Here is a 19,659-nt window from a genome sequence, read left to right as displayed (position 1 = left end):
TCTAGGGTCCTCTCCCGGTGCACTCCTAGTCATGCCGCACTATCAATGATTGCCCTGATCGTCATCAGTTTTCTCGTCTCCGCGTTCGCCGTGCAGGTCTTCATGCGCCGGGCGCGCCGCCACGCACGGCTCTACGCCGCCGACATGCCGCAGCGGTTTCACAAAGGCCACGTGCCGCGCCTCGGGGGGGCGGGAATCATGCTCGGCATGGGTACGGCGTGGCTCGTGGCGGGCCTCGGCACCGACGTCTTCAACGTCTATTGGCCCTTTAAAGCCGCCGCTGTCGCACTGACGTGCATGACGCCGGCCGTCCTCGGCGGCATCGCCGAAGACGTGACCCAACGCGTGTCGGTGCGCTACCGGCTGGGGCTCACCATCGGCTCGGCGCTGCTGCTGTGCTGGGTACTGGGGCTCGGCGTTTCGCGCACGGGCGTCGAGGTGGTCGATCGGGCGCTGGTCGCGTGGCCTTACATGGCAGTGCTGTTCGCGGCCATCGCCATCGGCGGCCTGCCGCACGCTTTCAACATCATCGATGGCTACAACGGCCTCGCGGGCACGGTGGCGGTGCTGGTGTGCCTCGCCATCTCGCACGTCGCACTGCAGGTGGGCGACAGGCAACTGGCGGCGATGGTGATCTGCTTGATGGGTGCCACGCTCGGCTTCCTGATCTGGAACTACCCGCGCGGCAAGATCTTTGCCGGCGACGGCGGTGCTTACGTGTGGGGCATGGTCATCGCGGTGGCGTGCGTGTCGCTGGTGCAGCGGCACCCGACGGTGTCGCCGTGGTTCCCCATGCTGCTGCTGATCTACCCGGTGTGGGAAACGATGTTCTCGATCTACCGCAAGCTGGCGCGGGGCCAGTCGCCCGGCATGGCCGATGCGCTGCACTTTCACCAGTTGATTTTCCGGCGCATCGTGCGCGTTGCCTTCGCCGACGACGAGGCGCGCCAGCTGCTGGCGCGCAACAACCGCACCTCGCCCTATCTCTGGATCTTTGCTGCGGCAACCGTCGTTCCGGCAGTGCTGTTCTGGAACCGCACCTGGGTGCTGGTCGTTTTTTGCGCGCTGTTCGTCGCGACCTACGTGGCGGCTTACCTGATGATCGTGCGCTTCAAGGTGCCGCGCTGGCTGCGGCCCTGACCGCATGGTCTCCACGACCTCGATTCGCTGACGCACAATTCCGCCGGCTTCTTCCGCCGAATTTCACGAAAACCCATCACCACGTGGACACCATGACCGACCCCGTCCTGAACATTCCTCCCCGCGACAAAGCCGAAATCCTGGCGCAGGCCTTGCCCTATATCCGCAAGTTCCACGGCAAGACCATCGTCATCAAGTACGGCGGCAATGCGATGACCGATCCAGCCCTGCAGGCCGACTTCGCCGAAGACGTGGTGCTGCTGAAGCTGGTCGGCATGAACCCGGTGGTGGTGCACGGCGGCGGTCCGCAGATCGAGGCGGCGCTCAACAAACTTGGCAAGAAGGGCAGCTTCATCCAGGGCATGCGCGTGACCGACGCGGAGACGATGGAAGTCGTCGAATGGGTGCTCGCCGGTGAAGTGCAGCAAGACATCGTCGGCCTGATCAACCAGGCCGGCGGCAAGGCGGTCGGGCTGACCGGACGCGACGGCGGCTTGATTCGTGCACAAAAGCTCAAGCTGGTCGACCGCAATGACCCCAACGTGCATCACGACGTGGGCCAGGTCGGCGAAATCGTCTCGATCGATCCGAGCGTGGTCAAGGCGCTGCAAGACGACGCGTTCATTCCGGTCATCAGCCCGATCGGTTTTGGCGAAGAAAACGAGAGCTACAACATCAACGCAGACGTGGTGGCCGGCAAGCTCGCGACCGTGCTCAAGGCGGAGAAGTTGATGCTGCTCACCAACACACCCGGCGTGCTCGACAAGGCGGGCAATCTGCTCACCAACCTGAGTGCCCGCGAGATCGACGACCTGTTCGCCGACGGCACCATCTCCGGCGGCATGTTGCCGAAGATCGAAGGCGCGCTCGACGCCGCCAAGAGCGGCGTGAACGCCGTTCACATCATCGACGGCCGGGTGCCACACGCGATGCTGCTGGAGATCCTGACCGACCAGGCTTACGGCACGATGATCAGGGCCCGATGATCGGTGCGCCCTGACTTTTTGTGCAGCACTTCACGACGCGTGTTGCCCGGTTGGCGCGCACTCACTAACGAGCTGTTGTGAGGTTGTGCGAGAATCATTTTCTTACATCTTTGCACACGCGCCATGCCCCACGAAGAGATGACTGAAAGCGGTTCCGAATCTGCGGCCGAACTGATCGCTGCACCGGTTCTTCCGGCTGCCCCGGTCGTGCGCAAGCGACCGAAACCGGGCGAGCGTCGCGTGCAGATCCTGCAGGCCCTCGGTGCCATGCTGGAGCAGCCCGGTGCCGAGCGCGTCACCACGGCGGCATTGGCGGCGCGGCTCGATGTGAGCGAGGCGGCGCTGTACCGGCACTTCGCCAGCAAGGCGCAGATGTTTGAAGGGCTCATCGATTTCATCGAGCAGAGCATCTTCACACTGGTCAACCAGATCACCGAACGCGATGCGCCGGGGCGGGAGCAGGCGGTACGGATCGTCTCGCTGCTCGTGCAGTTCGCTGAAAAAAATCCGGGCATGACGCGCGTCATGGTGGGCGATGCACTGGTCTACGAGAATGAGCGTTTGCAACAGCGCATGAATCAGTTCTTCGACAAGATTGAAGCCAGCCTGCGCCAGGCGCTGCGTGGTGCGGCATCGGCCGAGGGCTCGGCCACACCGTCGGTCGATGCACAAGTGCGTGCCTCGGCGCTCACGTCGTTCGCAGTCGGACGGCTGCAGCGCTTCGCGCGCTCGGGCTTCCGGCGGCTGCCGTCGGAGCACCTCGATGCGACGGTCGCGTTGATGGTCTGAGCCGAAACATACCGGGATGTCGGCGCATACCGACAGCCCGACTGAAGCGCGCCGTCGCGCCTCGCTGTCGTGTCAGGCGCTGACCGTCACCCCGACCTTGGCGCCTGCCGCCACGATCTCGCCCCAGGTCGCATCGTCCAGCCAGATACCGTCACGCTCGCGCTCGATGCGCGCACGTCGCTCGGGCTCGCCGGCAATCTGCACCGCATCGAAGCCGGCGCCCGGCGGGCTCTGGCGCAGCCACTCGACGAACTCGCGCGCTTCGTTCTCGAAGCTTGCTTGCGTGCCCAGCTTGGCCGGGTCGATCAGCACCGTCAGCATGCCGTTGAACACGCTAGGCGCGGTGTCGGCCGGGCGATGCCAGGTACCGCCGCCGGTGAGCGCGCCGCCGAGCAGCTCGCACGCGATCGCCATGCCGTAGCCCTTGTGCTCGCCGAAGGTCATGAGCGCGCCGAACAGGCCGTTGCTCTGCGGCACCACAACCACGCCGGGGTCGTTGGTCGGCGCGCCGTGTTCGTCGATGAGGTAGCCGTCGGGCACCTGTTCGCCCTTGTTGTGCGCCACGCGCATCTTTCCTTGCGCGACACGACTGGTCGCGAAGTCGAGCAGAAAGGGTTCGGCACCGGCCAGCGGCACGCCGATGCAGCACGGGTTAGTGCCGAAGCGTCCGTCGCCGCCGCCCCACGGCGCCACCACCGGCCGCGACAGCACATTGACGAAATGAAGTGCCACAAGGCCCTGCGCCGTCGCCATCTCGGCGAAGTGCCCGATACGGCCGAGGTGGTGCGCGCTCGACAGCGTGAAGATGCAACTGCCGTGCTGTTTGGCGCGCGCGATGCCGAGTTCGATGGCCTGCACCCCGACGATCTGCCCGAAGCCACGTTGCCCGTCGAGCGCCATCATCGTGCCGATGTCGAGGTTGATCTTCACCGATGCGTTGGGTGTCAGGCCGCCCTCGGCGATGGCGTCGACATAGCGCGGCAGCATGCCGACGCCATGCGAATCGTGGCCGCTCAGATTGGCCAGTACGAGGTTGGCTGCGACCTGATCGGCTTCGGCCGGAGCGCTGCCCGCCGCCACCAGAATGCCGGTGACCTGCGTGCGAAGAAACGATGCGTCGAGCGTGTGCGACATGGTGGGATCAGAGTCCTTTGGTGTTCAGATAGATGGCGTAGAGCGAACTTGTCGCGCAGATGAAAAGTCGGTTGCGCTTGGGTCCGCCGAAGCACACGTTGGCCACGCGCTCCGGGACGAGCAGCTTGCCGAGCAACGTGCCGTCGGCATCGAACGCGTGCACGCCATCGCCCGCGCTGCTCCAGAGGCGGCCTTCGGTGTCGACCCGGAAGCCATCGAACAGACCGTTGTCGCAGGTTGCGAACACGCCGTTCTTACCGCGTGCTTTGCCGAGCCGCTTGCCATCTGCAGAGACATCGAAACTGCGGATGTGACGCGGCCCATCGGCGGCGTGGCTGGCGCCGGTGTCGGCGATGTACAGCACCGATTCGTCCGGCGAAAACGCCAGCCCGTTGGGCTTCACGAAATCATCGGCCACGAGGTCGACGGCACCACTTGCCGGGTCGATGCGGTACACGTTGCAGGCGCCGATTTCGCTGTCGGCACGTAAGCCTTCGTAGTCCGACAGGATGCCGTAGCTCGGGTCGGTAAACCATACGCCGCCATCCGAATGCACGACCACGTCGTTCGGCGAATTCAGCCGCTTCCCCTGCCAGTGCGATGCCAGCACGGTAATCGAGCCATCGTGCTCGGTGCGCGTGACGCGCCGCGTCAGATGCTCGCAACTGACGAGCCGGCCTTGTCGGTCGACCGTGTGGCCGTTCGTGTTGTTCGCCGGTTCACGGAACACCGACGTCGTCCCGTTGATTTCGTCGTATCGCATCATGCGGTTGTTGGGGATGTCCGACCACACCAGCGTGCGGTGCGCACCGAACCAGGCGGGGCCTTCGCACCAACGGCCGCCGGTCCAGAGTTGCTCGATGCGTTCCGGTCCCGGGATGCAGATGTTGAAGCGGGGGTCGATGCGTTCGAAGGTCATGGTCGATCGTTCCTTTTGTTGTCTCGTTTTTTGGTTTGCGTTCACCGCTCGGCGCGTGAGCTGGCGAGCACGATCACCGCGATGATGATCACACCGGTGAGCAAGGTGCGCGGCCCCGGTCCTGCGCCGACGGCGTTGAGCAGCGCCACCAGCAGGAACATGAACATGGCGGCGCCCCAGATGCCCGGCACGCTGGGCCGACCGCCGGCCACCGCCGTACCGCCGATGACGACGACGGCGATGGTCATCAGCAAATACTCCTGGCCCTGGTCGAGCGAGTTGCCGCCTGAGAAGCCCGCGATGAGCGCGCCGGTGAGCCCGGCCAGTCCGGCACAGATCACATAGGCCAGGAACCGCGTGCGCTCCACCCGCAGCCCGGCGAGCAGGGCGGCGCGGCGGTTCTGCCCGACGGCGGCGATGGACCGGCCGAGCACCGTGCGCTCCAGCATGAGGGCGACCGTTAGCGTGACCGCGAGCGCGACCAGGGCCACCAGCGGTACGCCCACCACACGCATCGCCATCAGGTCGGAAAAGAGCGGCGGCGGCTTCACCTTCAACCCGCGCCCGACATTGATGGCCACCGACATCACGATGAGCGATGCGGCGAGCGTGGCGATGATCGGCGGAATGCGCAGCAGGCGGATCAACCCGAAGTTGAAGACGCCGACCGCCATGCCGACGACGGTAGCGGCCAACAGACCCGGCACCAGCATCGCGTTGTCGCCGTTCATGACGATCATCGCGGCCGCACCCGACAGCGCGATTGTCGAGGGGATCGACAGGTCGGCGTTGCCCGGTCCGACGCTGATGACCAGCATCTGGCCGAGCGACACCAGCACGGTGAACGCCGAGAACGCGAGCGCCGCGGTGAGCAGACCCCCCGAGCCGCCGCCGCCGCCGCTCCACTGCGTCGCAGCCCAGGCCAGCACAGCGGCGATGCACGAGCCGAGCCAGGGTCGATTGCGCGCCCAGCGGCGCCAGCGCGCCCCCCGCGAAACCTGGGGGGCGACAGAGACCGCCAAATCCATTGCAACGTCGATTGCAGCGTCGTTCGCAACGTGGTTCGCAACCCGCGCTTCGGGCAGCGCGCTCATCGCTTGCCTCCGGCCAAGTCGATGGCTGCGCGCAAGCCCAGCACCGCGACCAGGATCAAGCCCTGCATGCCGATTTGCCAGTCCGGCGCAATGTTGAGAAAGGTGAGGAACGAAGCCGCCAGCGTGACCGTGAGCGCGCCCAGCACGGCACCCACCGGCGCCACCTTGCCGCCCGCGAATTCCGCGCCGCCGAGGATCGCCGCGGCGATAGCGACCAAGGTGTAGCGCGAGGCGATGTTGGCATCGGCAGAGGTGCTTTGCCCGACCAGCATCAGCCCGGCGCAGACGCCGAAGACCCCCGCGATGGCATACACGCCGGCGCGCACCCGCACCATGTTCCAGCCGGCCCGCGCGATGGCCGCCGGGTTGCCGCCGAGGCCGCGCACCAGCGTGCCGAACGCACTGCGCGTGATGAGCAGATGGCCGACGATGCCGGTCGCCACCGCCATCCAGATCGGCAGCGGCAGCAGCGGCGTCTTGAAACGCATGGCCGCCTGAAGCCATTCGGGCGCCGTGCCGCCCGGCGTGGGCAGTAACAGCACCGCGCAGCCCAGCCACACGAACGACAGGCCCAGCGTGACGACGATCGACGGCAACTGACGCGCCTGGATCAGGGCCCCGGCCAGCGCATACACGCCGACCGCCGCGGCCAGCGCCAGCACGGCGAGCAGCGGTTGTGTCGGCATAAGGGTCGCGCCGATGCACGCGACCAGGGAGACGAACGGCCCGATCGACAGATCGAGATCGCTCACCGCGAGGACCATCATTTGCGCCAGCGTCGCGAACATCACCGGGATGGCGAGGTTGAGCAGCAGGTTGACGCCGAAGTACGACATGGCGCGCGGCTGCCGCATGAAGACCGCCGCCAGCAGCACGGCGAGGGCGATGGCCGGCAACAGCGTCTGCATCAGCACGACGCGGCGCCGGCGCTGCATGCCGGTGGCGCCTGCAGCGCCTGCAGCACCCGTCGGGACAACGGGAGAGAGATTCATACGGTGGCTTCCTCGAACGACAGGGCGACCACGCGCTCTTCGTTGATGTCGTCGCCGGCCAGTTCACCGACCACGCGACCATTGCTGAAAACATACACGCGGTCGCAGTGATGGAGTTCGTCGAACTCGGTCGTGTACCAGACGAAGGTGCGGCCGCTGCGCGCTTCTTCCCTGATGAGCGCGTAGACGTCGCGCTTGGTGCCGACGTCGACGCCGCGCATCGGATCGTCCATGAGGATCACCGGCGCCGACGAGCCGAGCGCGCGGGCGAACAGCACCTTCTGCTGGTTGCCGCCCGACAGCGAACCGATCGGCAGGTCCATGTCGGGCGTGACCAGCCCGAGCCGGCCGCGCCATTGCTGGGCCTGCGCCGCTTCTTCCTTGACGTCGATGAGGCCGCGCTGCCGCAACTGCGTGAGCCAGCCGACCGTCATGTTGCGGGCGATCGACCACAGCGCGAACACACCATCGGTTTGCCGGTCGCCGGCGACGAACGAGGTGGCGCCTTTCACCGTCGGACGGCCAACGCGCGGGGCGTGGAGCGCCGCCTCCTGCAGCGCGATGAGCAACTCGGTTTGCCCGTGCCCGGCAAGGCCGGCGAGGCCGATGATGTCGCCGCGCGCCGCGCGCATCGACAGGCCTCCGACGGTTGTGGCCGGCACCTCGACCATCGCCTCTTCATCGCTGTCGATATCGATGCCTTCATCGTCTCGTAAAGAAGCAGGCAACGAGTCCGCGCCCGACGCCACCGCCGCCCGCGCGTGCCCATGCTGCGCCTCGACGATGTCCTGGCCCATGGCGGTCACCAGTCGGTCGCGGTCGGTGTCACGGGTTGCCGACACCTGCACGACCTGCCCGTCGCGCATGACCACGAGCCGGTCGGTCACCGCGAAAATCTCGCGCAGCTTGTGCGTGATCAACACGCAGGTCTTGCCGGCGGCGACGAAGGTCCGGATGTAGGCCAGCAGCTGCGCCGAAGCCTGTCCATCGAGCGAAGAAGTCGGTTCGTCGAGGATCATCAGCTCGAGTGGTTGCGTGCCGGGCGTGAATGCCCGAGCCACCTCGACCAGCTGGCGCTTGCCGATCGGCAACTCGCCCACTACGTCGTCCGCACGCAGGCCGTGCCCGGGAAAGATCGTGTCGAGCGATGCCATCAATTGGGCGCCTGCGCGCGCCCGCCAAGACCATTCGGCCGCCTGCGGTTGCGCGATGCGCATGTTCTCGGCCAGCGTCAGGTTGTCGCACAGCGACAGCTCCTGGAATACGCAGCGCAGGCCCCAGCGTCGCGCTTCGCGCACCGTCCAGCCGGAAGCGATGCTGCCGCCTTCGACCTCGGCACCGGTGCGCCCGGCAATGCGCAGTTCACCGCTGTCCGGCAGCAGGGCGCCGCACAGGATGTTGACGAGCGTGGACTTGCCGGCGCCGTTGTGGCCGACCAGTCCGACGCATTCGCCGCGCTGCAATTGCAGCGAGACGCCGCGCAGAGCCTGCACGGCGCCGAACGCCTTCGCAGCGCCGCGAACTTCGATCAGCACTTACTTGGCTTTCGCGATGAAATCGATGACTTCTTTTTGCGAGTACTCGACGTTGACCACGCTGCCGACTTCGGTGCTCTTGAGCGACGCATCGAGCGTGTCTTGCGTGACGACGCTGATCGGAAGCTTCAGGTCTTTGGGCACCTTGGCGCCCGACAGAATTTGCTGCGCCACCCAGAAAGCGAAGGTCGACGCGCCGGGCGCGATGCTGGCCGACATGGTCTGGTATTTGTTGGCGTCGCTCTGCTCTTTCCACCAGGCCAGCTCGTCCTGACGGTTGCCCATGAAGATCACCGGCGTCGCGCGGCCCGCCGCCTTGAAGGCCTGCGCCACGCCGTAGCCGTCGCCACCTTGAGTGGCCACGGCGGTGACCGGCGGGAGGGTCGAGAGAATGGCCGACACTTCTTTTTGCGCGACCGTTTGCGTCCAGTTGCCGTGCACCGACCCGACGATCTTGTATTCAGGATGCTTGGCGACCGCGGCGGTGATGCCCTGGTGGATTTCGTCGTCGACGAACACGCCGGCGATGCCGCGCACTTCGAGCAGGTTGCCCTTGATGCCGCGGCTGGCGAAGTAGTCGATCTGCATTTCGCCGAGCTTCTTGAAGTCCACTGCGATGCGATAGGCGCATGGCTCGGTGACCACGCCGTCGAACGACACCACCACGATACCGGCGTCGCATGCCTGCTTCACTGCGCCGTTGAGCGCGGTCGGCGATGCGGCGTTGAGCACGATGGCGTCGTAGCCCTGCAGGATCATGTTCTGGATCTGCGCGGCCTGTTCGGTCGCCTGGTTCTCCGACGTGGTGAAGCTCGGTGCCTGCGCGACCACGCCCTTGGCCACTGCGTCCTTGGTGATCTTGTCCCAGCTCTTGAGCATGGCCTGACGCCACGAGTTGCCTGCGAAGTTGTTCGACAGCGCGATCTTCTTGGCCTTGGTGTCGGCCGCAAGGGCGGGCACCTGCACGACAGCGCCGAGGACGAGTGCTGCGGCAATGGCGCACGACGAGAGTTGGATTTTCTTCATGGGTTTGTCTCTTGGATTTTTCTTCTGGAAGCGCTGCCCGATTCCAGTGGTCTTCTGTGATGCCCGTTCGCCGGTCCGCGCCGTGCGCGTCACCGATGTGCGGCGCCGCGCTGGTCAGCGCGCGGCACCCGGACGGTGAAATCTGTGGCGGGCTACATCACCGCGCCGACCTGCCACGGCACGAATTCGTTTTGCCCATAGCCGTGCTGTTCGCTCTTCGAGTGCGCACCCGAAGCGGTTGCCAGCACCATGTCGAAGATGCGTTGGCCCATCTCCTGGATCGATGACGTGCCGTCGACGATCTCGCCGCAGTTGATGTCCATGTCTTCTTCCTGCCGCTGCCACAGCGCCGAGTTGGTGGCGAGCTTGAGCGAAGGGGAGGGCGCGCAACCGTAGGCCGAGCCACGGCCGGTGGTGAAGCAGATCAGGTTGGCTCCGCCTGCCACTTGGCCCGTGGCGCTGACCGGGTCGTAGCCGGGCGTGTCCATGTAGACGAAGCCGTGCGCGGTCACCGGCTCGGCGTATTCGTATACCGCTTCCAGGTTGCTGGTGCCGCCCTTGGCGACCGCACCGAGCGACTTTTCCAGGATGGTGGTGAGGCCGCCGGCCTTGTTGCCGGGCGACGGGTTGTTGTTCATCTCGCCCTGGTTGATCTCGGTGTAGTGCTCCCACCACTTGATACGGTCGACCAGCTTCTGCCCGACCTCGCGCCTGACTGCACGGCGCGTGAGCAGGTGCTCGGCGCCGTAGACCTCCGGCGTCTCGCTGAGGATCGCCGTGCCGCCATGCGCGACCAGCAAGTCCACCGCGGCACCGAGGGCAGGGTTGGCGCTGATGCCCGAATAGCCATCCGAGCCGCCGCACTGAAGGCCGATGGTGATGTGCGCCGCACTGCACGGCTCACGCTTCACCGCATTGGCACGTGGCAGCATCTCGTTGATAAGCGCGATGCCTTTGTCCACCGTCTTGCGCGTGCCGCCCGTGTCCTGGATGTTGAAGGTGCGAAAGTTCTCGCCCTCGGCCAGATGCCCGGTCGACAGCCAGGCGTTGATCTGGTTGGCCTCGCAGCCAAGTCCAACCACAAGCACGCCCGCGAAATTGGGATGCGTCGCATAGCCCGTAAGCGTGCGCTCCAGGATCTGCATTCCCATGCCCTGCGTGTCCATGCCGCACCCGGTGCCGTGCGTGAGGGCGACGATGCCGTCGACGTTCGGGTAGTCGGCGAGCGCGCTCGGGTTGGTCTTGCGCGAGAAGTGATCGGCGATCGCGCGCGCCGCCGTAGCCGAGCAATTGACGCTGGTCAGCACGCCGATGTAGTTGCGCGTGGCGACGCGGCCATCGGCGCGCTTGATGCCCATGAAGGTGGCTTCGCGCTTCGCCGGCGCCGGCTTTACGTCGACACCGAAGGCGTAGTCGCGTTCGAAGTCTCCCTTGTCCGGACCCATGTCGAGGTTGTGCGTGTGCACGTGCTCGCCGACCGCGATCGGCTTGCTGGCGAAGCCGATGATCTGGTTGTAGCGGCGCACCGGCTCGCCGGTTGCGATGGCATGCGTCGCGACCTTGTGGCCGGCGGGGATGAGGCCGCGCACGGCAAAGTCTTCGACCGTGGCGCCGCCGACGAGCTGGCTGCGCGCGATCACGACGTCGTCGGCGGGATGGAGGCGGATAAAGGGGTTCATCGTGTTTCTCTTTGCTCTCTTGTTCTGTCTGCTCTGTGCGGTTAAGCCGTCTGCGCGCGGCGCCAGCTGGCGCTGAATCGCTGGTGCGCCTTGTCCATATGCGCGTGCATGGCGGCCCGCGCTGCTTCAGGGTTGCGTGCGGCGATAGCATCGCGGATCGCCACGTGTTCGTCGATGGCCGAGCGCCATGATTTCACGGTTTCGAAGTAGCCGCCGAGTCGGCTGAAGATCGGCCCGCGCCGCGAATCCCAAAAATTCTGCACCGTTTCGGCGAGCACGGCATTGCCGCAGGCATCGACGATGGCCAGGTGAAAGGCGCGGTCACCGTCGAGCGGCATCAGGTTGCGATCGGCCAGCTCGCGCATGCTCTCGATCGCGCGGCTCATGGCGTCGATGTGCTTGCGCTTGCCCAGCGCAGCGGCGATGGCGGCTGTTTCGCCCTCGACCACGCGGCGGGCGCGAATAAGTTCGAGCGGCCCCCACTCGGCTTCGGCCGCCGGCACCTTCTTGCGACGCGAACGGTCGAGCGCATAGACGCCGGAGCCGGTGCGGATCTCGACCCAGCAATCGACCTCGAGTGCGATCAGCGCCTCGCGTACCGAGGGCCGGCTCACGCCCAGTTGCTTGGCCAGGTCGCGTTCGGCCGGCAGGCGCGTGCCCACGGCGTACTCGCCCTTTGTGAGCAGCGCGCGCAACTGGTCGGCGATCTGCCGGTAGAGGCGCTGGGGTTCGACGGTCTGGATCGGCACGAAGGGCAGCGATATAAAAATCTAAGGGTTGTCCTGAATTGGACAAGTGGTAAGGCCAATTCAGAATACGCTGCATTCGTTGCAATCTTCATCGGGCTAACCCGAATCGGCAACGACACCCCCCCATTCCATCTCCAGGAGACAGCATGAGACTCAAGGGCAAAACCGTGCTCATGACCGCAGCCGGACAGGGCATCGGCTACGCCAGCGTCATCGCCATGGCCGCGGAGGGCGCGCAGGTGTGGGCCACCGACGTCAACGAGAAGCTGCTGGAGCGTTACGCCGGCATGGCCGGCATCAAGACCGCGAAGCTCGACGTGCTCGACAAGGCTGCGATCACCAGCTTCTTCGACAACGCGCCGACCTTCGACGTGCTCTTCAACTGTGCGGGCGTGGTGCACAACGGCACCGTGCTCGAAGCCAACGACGACGACCTCGACTTCGCCTTTCGACTGAACGTGCGCGCGCAGACCTGGACCATCCGAGCGGCGCTGCCCAAGATGCTGGCAGCTGGCAAGGGCAGCATCATCAACATGGCCAGCGTGTGTTCGAGTATGAAGGGCCTGCCCAATCGCTTCGTCTACGGCACGACCAAGGCGGCGGTGCTCGGGCTCACCAAGAGTGTGGCGGCCGACTATGTGGGCAAGGGCATCCGCTGCAATGCGGTGTGCCCCGGCACGGTCGATACGCCATCGCTCGGCGAGCGCATCAACGCCAACGAAGATCCCGATGCAGCACGCAAGGCCTTCATCGCGCGTCAGCCGATGGGTCGTCTGGCGCAAGCCGAAGAAATCGCGCCGGTGGTGGTGTTCCTCGCCAGCGACGAATCCGTGTTCGCGACCGGCCAGGCCTTCACGGTCGATGGCGGGATCATGATATGAACCAGCTCGATTTTGCGAACCGTCATGCCGTCATCACGGGTGGCGCGACCGGTCTCGGCTATGGCATCGCGGCACGCCTGATTTCTTCCGGTGGCACCGTCACGCTGTGGGACCGCGACGAAGCCGCTGCATGCAAGGCGGCAGAAACGTTGGGCCGCGGCACGTCGTCGGTGCAGGTCGATGTTTCTGATCACGCATCGGTCGTGCGCGCACTGGCCGAGACGCTGACGCACACCAAGAAGATCGATGCGCTGGTCAACAGCGCCGGTATCACCGGGCCAAACACCAAGGTCTGGGACTACCCCGTCGAGGCTTGGCGCCAGGTGATGGATGTCAACCTCACGGGCGTCTTCATCTGCTGCCGCGAAGTCGCGGCGCACATGCGCGCATCCGGCGGTGAGGGCGCGGCAGGCTACGGCCGCATCGTCAACATCGCCTCGGTCGCCGGCAAGGACGGCAACCCCAACGCCAGCGCCTACAGCGCCAGCAAGGCCGGCGTCATCGCGCTGACCAAGTCGCTCGGCAAGGAGCTGGCCGACACCGGCATCCGCGTGAACTGCGTGACACCTGCAGCGGTCAAGACCGCGATCTTCGACCAGATGACGCCCGAGCACATCGCCTTCATGCTTTCGAAGATCCCGATGGGCCGCTTCGGCACCGTGGAGGAAATCGCCGCTATGGTCGGGTGGCTGTGTACCGAAGACTGTTCGTTTTCGACCGGCGCCACGTTCGACCTCTCCGGCGGTCGTTCCACTTATTGAGTCACTGAAAGGAAAGCATGAAACTCGTTCGCTACGGCAACCCCGGCAAAGAAAAGCCGGGCCTCATCGACGCCCAAGGCCAGCTGCGCGACCTGAGCGCCGTCATCAAGGACATCGGCGCCGATCAGCTTGGCGATGCCGCCATCGCCAAGCTGCAAAAGCTCAAGACCGACAAGCTGCCGCTGGTCCGCGGCAAGCCACGCTTTGCCTGCCCGGTCGCCAACGTCGGCAAGTTCATCGCCATCGGCCTGAACTACGCCGACCATGCCGCTGAATCCGGCATGCCGATCCCCAAAGAGCCGGTGGTCTTCACCAAGGCGATCAGCTGCATTCAGGGTCCGAACGATCCGGTGATGCTGCCCAAGAATTCCGTCAAGGGCGACTGGGAAGTCGAACTCGGCGTGATCATCGGCACCCGCGCACGCTACGTGTCGCAGAAGGACGCGCTCAACTACGTCGCCGGCTACTGCGTCATCAACGACGTCAGCGAGCGCGAATGGCAGATCGAACGCGGCCTGACCTGGGACAAGGGCAAGGGCTTCGACACCTTCGGCCCGATCGGCCCCTGGCTCGTCACGCGGGACGAAGTGCCCAATCCGCAGAAGCTCGCGATGTGGCTCGACCTGAACGGCAAGCGCGTGCAGACCGGCAACACCAAGACGATGATCTTCAACGTCGCCAAGCTCGTCGCTTATGTGAGCCAGCTCAACACGCTGGAGCCGGGCGACATCATCACGACCGGCACGCCACCGGGCGTCGGCATGGGCATGAAGCCGTCGCCGGTGTTCCTGAAAAAGGGCGACGTGATGACGCTGGGCATCGACGGCCTGGGCGAGCAGCGGCAAGACGTCGTCGGCTTCAAGCTCTGAAGCCCGCGTGAAGTACCAGTTCGACTTTGCTGCGGTGCTGGCGCAGTGGCCCTTGTTGCTCGAAGGCGCATGGGTCACCGTCCAGCTGTCGTTCCTCGCCACTGTCATCGGCTTCGTGCTGGGGGCGTTGTGCGCGGTCGGCCGCAACAGCAAGGTCGGCTGGCTGCGCTGGGCAGTGAGTGCGTATGTCGAAGCGATTCGCAACACGCCGCTGCTCATCCAGAGTTATTTCTTGATCTTCGGTTTGTCGAGCATCGGCATCACGATGCCGATCATGGTCGGCGCCACGCTGGCGCTCGTCATCAACATCGGCGCCTACACCTGCGAGATCATTCGCGCCGGCATCGAGTCGATCCACAAGGGCCAGCTCGAAGCGGCCGATTGCCTCGGCATGTCGCCGGTGCAGGTGTTCTGGCACGTCATCCTGCGGCCGGCGGTGGAGCGTGTGTACCCGTCGCTCACCAGCCAGTTCGTGCTGCTGATGCTGGCGTCGAGCATCATGTCGTCGATCGGCGCCGAAGAGCTGTTGGGCATCGCCAACCGCATCCAGTCCGACACCTTTCGCAACTTCGAGATCTTCATCGTGCTGTGGGTGGTTTACCTCGCGCTGTCTTACATGATGCGTGCGGGTTTCTGGCTGCTGGGCCAGTTCGTTTTTACGCGGCGCCGCAAGCTCGGCACGCCGCTTTGACTTCACTCGATCAGTCCTCATGACGCGCGAGCAGGCAACTTTTCTTTTCATGGGCATGCTCGGCACGCTCGCCTTGTCGGTGCTGACGTTTGTCGGCGGCGGCCTCGCCGGTTTGGCGGTGGCACTGGCCCGCATCGCGCCGATGCGCGGCGTTCGGGTGGCGGCGACCGCCTGGATCCAGGTCGTGCAGGGCACGCCGCTGCTTGTTCTTATGGGGCTGTGCTTCTACGGCCCGAGCATCGTTGGCATCGGCTCGATGCCCGCGCTCATCGCGGCCGCGCTGGCGATGACCATTTATTCAAGCGCCTTTCTCGGCGAGATCTGGCGCGGCTGCATCCAGTCGGTCCACAAGAGCCAATGGGAAGCTGCCGAGTGCATCGGCCTCACGCGCTGGCAGCGCATGCAGAAGATCGTGTTGCCGCAGGCGCTGCGCATCGCGACGCCGCCGACGGTCGGTTTCATGGTGCAGATCATCAAGAACACCTCGATCGCTTCGCTGGTCATCGGCTTTGCAGAGCTTTCGTACAACGCCAAGGTGCTGAACAACTCGACCTTTCAGCCCTTCATCTATTTCGGCTGCGCCGCCCTCATGTATTTCGCCATGTGCTACCCGCTCTCGCGCTGGAGTCGCACACTGGAAAGGAAGCTCAATGCCAGCCGTGGTTGAACTCGATCGGGTCCACAAGAAGTTCGGCGCGCTGCATGTGCTGCGCGGCGTGTCGTTCTCGGTGGAGCGCGGCCAGGTGGTCGCCATCATCGGCAAGAGCGGATCGGGCAAGAGCACCGCGTTGCGCTGCATCGACCGGCTCGAAACCGTCGACAGCGGCACGCTCAACGTGTGCGGCCACGCGGTCCACGACCCAGCCCTGAACGTGCGCGCACTGCGCCGCGATGTCGGCATCGTGTTCCAGAGCTACAACCTGTTCCCGCACCTCACCGTGCTGCAGAACATCACGCTCGGGCCGACATCGGTGAAGCGAATGAGCGCCGCCGATGCATGTGTCGTCGCGATGGAAGTGCTGAAACAGGTCGGCCTGGCTGAGAAAGCCAATGCGTATCCCGAACAGCTTTCGGGTGGCCAGCAGCAGCGCGTGGCCATCGCGCGTTCGCTCGCGATGAAGCCGCAACTGATGCTGTTCGACGAGGTGACATCCGCGCTCGACCCGGAGTTGACAGGCGAGGTGCTGCGCGTGATCGAGGCACTCGCTGCCAACGGCATGACGATGGTGCTGGTCACCCACGAGATGGCCTTTGCGCGCGGCGTGGCCGACAAGATCATCTTCATGCACCAGGGCCAGATCTGGGAGGAGGGCGACGCATCGATGCTCGCCGACCCCAAGACGCCTGAGCTGCGGCAGTTTCTGGGCAACGGGCTGTAGCGGCTCCGCCCCGGCCGTTCCACTGCGGCCGCTCCTGATTCTTCAAACCACTTTCAAAAAAAACCGAGACCACGAGACATGAAAAACCTGCAACGCCGCCACCTCAACGTCCTGCTGTCCAGCCTGCTGCTCGCAGGCGCCGCACTCGGCGCCGTCACCGTGCACGCCGACCAGCTCGACACCATCACCGCCGCCAAGAAGATCCGCATCGCGATCGACATGGCGGTGCCGCCCTACGGCATGAAGGACGACAAGCTGAATTCCACCGGCTCCGATGTCGAGACGGCGCAGTTGCTCGCCAAAGACTTTGGGCTGGAACTCGAGATCGTGCCGACCACGGGCGCCAATCGCATTCCGTTCTTGCAGACCGACAAGGCCGACATCGTGATCTCCAGCCTGTCGATCACGCCCGAGCGCGAGAAGGTCGTCGACTTCTCCATTCCCTATGCCGGCATCGCTGCCGTCGTGGGCGCCCCCAAGGGCATGGCCATCACCAGCGCGGCCGATCTGTCGGGAAAGAAAGTGATCTCGACGCGTGGCACCACCAACGATCAGGAGGTGACCAAGATCCTGCCGAAGGACGCGACCATCGTGCGCTTCGACGACGATGCGACATCGATCACGGCCATCGTCAGCAACCAGGCCGACATCTTCGCGACCGCTCCTTCACTGCTTAAAACCATCAACGAAAAGAACCCAGCCAAGCAGATGGAAGTGAAGTTTGTGATGAAGGTCAACATGCTTGCGGTCGGCTTCAAGAAGGGCGAAACGAAGCTGAAGGACAAGGTCGACGCCTGGGTGCGCACCAACCTCAAGAACGGCAAGCTCAACGCGATCTACAAGAAGTTCCACGGTGCCGATCTGCCTGACGAGGTGACAAAGAACGGCGCCTGAGCCAGCGAGCCGAATCACGAAGGTGCACGCGATGGCAAAGATCGACCAGGTCGAGATCACCCAGATCGACATTCCGCCGAAGGTGGTTCGCACCGACGCCATACAGTCTTTCGTGACGCAGGAGACCGTGATGGTCACCGTGCGCTGCGACGATGGATCGGAAGGCATCGGCTACACGTACACCATCGGCACCGGCGGCTCGTCGATCGTCGCGCTGCTGCGCGATCACCTGGCGCCACAGCTCATCGGGCGTGACCCGCAGCGGTACGAAGCGATCTGGCGTGACCTGTTCTTTCATACGCACGCCACCGCTGTCGGCGCCATCACCAGCCTCGCTCTGGCCGCCATCGACACTGCGCTGTGGGACCGAAACGGCAAGACCCAGGGCCTGCCGCTGTGGCGGATGGCGGGCGGTGCCAAGGCGCGCATTCCGGTCTACACGACCGAAGGCGGCTGGCTGAACCTGGCGCCTTCGGAGCTGGTCGAGCAAACGCTGGCGGCCAAGGCGCAAGGCTTTCTCGGCGCCAAGATCAAGGTCGGCAAACCGCATGTGGCCGAAGACATGGCGCGGCTGTCGGCGGTGCGCGAAGCGGTCGGTCCGGGCTTCGACTTGATGGTCGATGCCAACCAGGCTTTCTCGCTGGCCGAAGCGATCCGGCGCGTGCACCAGTACGCCGAGCTCGACCTCGCATGGTTCGAAGAGCCGATGCCCGCCGAGCACGTTGCGGCGCATGCGCAACTGCTCGCCAGCACCAGCGTGCCGATCGCGGTCGGCGAGTCGATGTACCATCTGTCGCGGTTCGGCGAGTACGTGAAGCAGGGCGCCTGCTCGATCGTGCAGGCCGACGTGGCGCGCATCGGCGGCATCACGCCGTGGCTCAAGGTCGCGCACCTGGCCGAGGCGCACAACATCGCCATGTGCCCGCACTTCTTGATGGAGCTGCACGTGAGCCTGTGCGCCGCGGTGCCCAACTCGCGCTGGGTCGAGTACATCCCGCAACTCGACGACCTGACGAGCAGCCGCATGCAGATCGAGGCCGGCCACGCGGTCGCGCCCGAAACGCCAGGCCTCGGCATCGAATGGGACCCGGCGCAGTTGAAGGCGCGGCGCAAGTTCGAGCCTATCGTCGTTCGCTGAACTCTCGCGTCGGTCGCGGCCTTGCGCTCCGGCGCTACGCTGCTTTAAATGTCCTATTGACAGAACATTCGAAGTGGCAAAACATCGGCGGTATGTCGCAGACATCGCCGATGCCGTTGCCCAAGTACCACCAGGTCTACCTGGTTTTGCGGGAGCAACTCGACGAAGGACGTTTCGCGGACAGCGTGCCGGGCGAACTCGCTTTGATGGCGCAGTTCGGCGTGGCGCGCGTCACGGTGCGCCGCGCACTGGAGCGGCTTTCTTCCGAAGGGCTGATCTCACGCACGCCGGGGCGGCGCACGCGGCTCGTGGTGCCGGCTGCGGCGCCAGCGTCAGGGGGCAGTGGCGCGAATGGCGGGAGTCCGGGCATGGCGAGAGCCAATCTGCGCGGCCTGCTTGAAAACCTGGTCACGATGGGCCTTCACACCTCCGTCAAGGTGATCGAGGTGGCCACCATCACGGCTTCCACGCAGGTGGCGGAGGCGCTTCAGCTGAAGCTCGGCGATCCCGTGCAGAAAGCGGTGCGGGTGCGCTCCACCGGCGCCGGCCCGCTGTCCCATATCACCACCTATGTGCCGGCCGAGATCGCACGCAAGTTCGGGCGTCGGGAATTGGCGAAGAAGCCGATCCTGATGCTGCTCGAAGAGTCCGGTGTGCGGGTCGGGCGCGCGCACCAGACCATCTCGGCACGCCTCGCCGACAACATTCTGGCGGAGCGTCTGGACGTGGCCGTCGGCACCGCGCTGCTCGCCGTGCGCCGCCTGATCTACGACGACGCGGAGCGTCCCGTGCAATGGCTGCACGGCTTCTACCGCCCTGATCGCTACACCTATGAACTCGAGCTGTCGCGCGTTGGCAGCATCGATGCCAAGGTGTGGGTCAGCAAAGATCTTTCAGCCCAATTCACTTAGGGATGGTCTGCATAAGTCCACCGCAACATCTGCTTGAACGTTGACCACAGATGAGTCAAATCAGCCTTGGCACCAGTGGGTTCGAGCTCTCC

General features: G+C 65.1%; 20 protein-coding genes. 12 read left to right on the top strand and 8 right to left on the bottom strand.

Annotated features, from left to right (window positions below):
- Nucleotides 1-45: 45 nt before the first annotated feature.
- The 3 genes from RCH10_RS21755 to slmA all read left to right on the top strand — a co-directional run bounded on the left by RCH10_RS21755 (nt 46) and on the right by slmA (nt 2,915).
- Complete coding sequence (locus tag RCH10_RS21755) at nt 46-1,140, top strand: glycosyltransferase family 4 protein (protein ID WP_409054005.1); 1,095 nt, start codon at nt 46-48, stop codon at nt 1,138-1,140.
- Between the two features lie 92 nt (nt 1,141-1,232).
- Nucleotides 1,233-2,126: an acetylglutamate kinase gene (gene argB, locus RCH10_RS21750; protein ID WP_323500102.1), complete on the top strand. Its 894-nt coding sequence runs from the start codon at nt 1,233-1,235 to the stop codon at nt 2,124-2,126.
- 123 nt (nt 2,127-2,249) lie between these two features.
- Nucleotides 2,250-2,915 carry a nucleoid occlusion factor SlmA gene (gene slmA / locus RCH10_RS21745; protein WP_409054004.1) on the top strand — a complete coding sequence of 222 codons (666 nt, stop codon included), beginning with the start codon at nt 2,250-2,252 and terminating at the stop codon, nt 2,913-2,915.
- A 72-nt stretch (nt 2,916-2,987) separates the two neighbouring features.
- Here the strand turns inward: slmA and RCH10_RS21740 are convergent, their stop codons facing one another.
- From RCH10_RS21740 to RCH10_RS21705, 8 genes are all read right to left on the bottom strand, one after another.
- Nucleotides 2,988-4,049, bottom strand: coding sequence for a malate/lactate/ureidoglycolate dehydrogenase (locus tag RCH10_RS21740; protein ID WP_409054003.1), 1,062 nt, complete (start codon nt 4,047-4,049; stop codon nt 2,988-2,990).
- 7 nt (nt 4,050-4,056) lie between these two features.
- Nucleotides 4,057-4,968 carry an SMP-30/gluconolactonase/LRE family protein gene (locus RCH10_RS21735; RefSeq protein WP_409054002.1) on the bottom strand — a complete coding sequence of 304 codons (912 nt, stop codon included), beginning with the start codon at nt 4,966-4,968 and terminating at the stop codon, nt 4,057-4,059.
- 41 nt (nt 4,969-5,009) lie between these two features.
- Entirely contained in the window at nt 5,010-5,996 is a 987-nt protein-coding gene (locus RCH10_RS21730) for an ABC transporter permease (protein ID WP_409054060.1), read from the bottom strand.
- 62 nt (nt 5,997-6,058) lie between these two features.
- The gene (locus RCH10_RS21725; protein ID WP_323495016.1) at nt 6,059-6,997 is read right to left on the bottom strand and encodes an ABC transporter permease; all 939 of its coding nucleotides are present in this window, start codon (nt 6,995-6,997) and stop codon (nt 6,059-6,061) included.
- 53 nt (nt 6,998-7,050) lie between these two features.
- Nucleotides 7,051-8,589 carry a sugar ABC transporter ATP-binding protein gene (locus tag RCH10_RS21720; protein ID WP_409054001.1) on the bottom strand — a complete coding sequence of 513 codons (1,539 nt, stop codon included), beginning with the start codon at nt 8,587-8,589 and terminating at the stop codon, nt 7,051-7,053.
- Nucleotides 8,590-9,615 carry an ABC transporter substrate-binding protein gene (locus RCH10_RS21715; protein WP_409054000.1) on the bottom strand — a complete coding sequence of 342 codons (1,026 nt, stop codon included), beginning with the start codon at nt 9,613-9,615 and terminating at the stop codon, nt 8,590-8,592.
- 152 nt (nt 9,616-9,767) lie between these two features.
- Complete coding sequence (locus RCH10_RS21710) at nt 9,768-11,294, bottom strand: UxaA family hydrolase (protein WP_409053999.1); 1,527 nt, start codon at nt 11,292-11,294, stop codon at nt 9,768-9,770.
- Nucleotides 11,295-11,335: 41 nt separating this feature from the next.
- Complete coding sequence (locus RCH10_RS21705; protein WP_409053998.1) at nt 11,336-12,043, bottom strand: FadR/GntR family transcriptional regulator; 708 nt, start codon at nt 12,041-12,043, stop codon at nt 11,336-11,338.
- Nucleotides 12,044-12,189: 146 nt separating this feature from the next.
- Here RCH10_RS21705 and RCH10_RS21700 point away from each other — a divergent pair, with 146 nt between their 5' ends.
- The 9 genes from RCH10_RS21700 (at nt 12,190) to RCH10_RS21660 (ending at nt 19,567) form a co-directional block, all read left to right on the top strand.
- Nucleotides 12,190-12,924 carry an SDR family oxidoreductase gene (locus RCH10_RS21700; RefSeq protein WP_409053997.1) on the top strand — a complete coding sequence of 245 codons (735 nt, stop codon included), beginning with the start codon at nt 12,190-12,192 and terminating at the stop codon, nt 12,922-12,924.
- Nucleotides 12,921-13,685, top strand: coding sequence for an SDR family NAD(P)-dependent oxidoreductase (locus RCH10_RS21695; RefSeq protein WP_409053996.1), 765 nt, complete (start codon nt 12,921-12,923; stop codon nt 13,683-13,685). Before RCH10_RS21700 ends, RCH10_RS21695 begins: the two co-directional genes overlap by 4 nt.
- 17 nt (nt 13,686-13,702) lie before the next feature.
- Nucleotides 13,703-14,554: a fumarylacetoacetate hydrolase family protein gene (locus RCH10_RS21690; protein ID WP_323500092.1), complete on the top strand. Its 852-nt coding sequence runs from the start codon at nt 13,703-13,705 to the stop codon at nt 14,552-14,554.
- A gap of 7 nt (nt 14,555-14,561) precedes the next feature.
- Nucleotides 14,562-15,245, top strand: a complete 684-nt coding sequence (locus tag RCH10_RS21685; RefSeq protein WP_409053995.1) for an amino acid ABC transporter permease — start codon at nt 14,562-14,564, stop codon at nt 15,243-15,245.
- 19 nt (nt 15,246-15,264) lie between these two features.
- Complete coding sequence (locus tag RCH10_RS21680; protein ID WP_323500090.1) at nt 15,265-15,912, top strand: amino acid ABC transporter permease; 648 nt, start codon at nt 15,265-15,267, stop codon at nt 15,910-15,912.
- A complete protein-coding gene (locus tag RCH10_RS21675) occupies nt 15,896-16,624 on the top strand; it encodes an amino acid ABC transporter ATP-binding protein (RefSeq protein WP_409053994.1) in 729 nt (242 codons plus the stop codon). The genes RCH10_RS21680 and RCH10_RS21675 overlap by 17 nt, the downstream gene beginning before the upstream one ends.
- A gap of 78 nt (nt 16,625-16,702) precedes the next feature.
- Nucleotides 16,703-17,518 carry a transporter substrate-binding domain-containing protein gene (locus tag RCH10_RS21670; protein WP_409053993.1) on the top strand — a complete coding sequence of 272 codons (816 nt, stop codon included), beginning with the start codon at nt 16,703-16,705 and terminating at the stop codon, nt 17,516-17,518.
- Between the two features lie 31 nt (nt 17,519-17,549).
- Nucleotides 17,550-18,656, top strand: coding sequence for a mandelate racemase/muconate lactonizing enzyme family protein (locus RCH10_RS21665; protein WP_409053992.1), 1,107 nt, complete (start codon nt 17,550-17,552; stop codon nt 18,654-18,656).
- Between the two features lie 110 nt (nt 18,657-18,766).
- Entirely contained in the window at nt 18,767-19,567 is an 801-nt protein-coding gene (locus tag RCH10_RS21660) for a GntR family transcriptional regulator (protein ID WP_409054059.1), read from the top strand.
- The last annotated feature ends 92 nt before the right edge of the window (nt 19,568-19,659 follow it).

The sequence above is a fragment of the Variovorax sp. GrIS 2.14 genome (assembly GCF_046115955.1).
Lineage (GTDB): Bacteria > Pseudomonadota > Gammaproteobacteria > Burkholderiales > Burkholderiaceae_C > Variovorax.
This window is presented reverse-complemented; position numbering and strand designations above follow the sequence as displayed.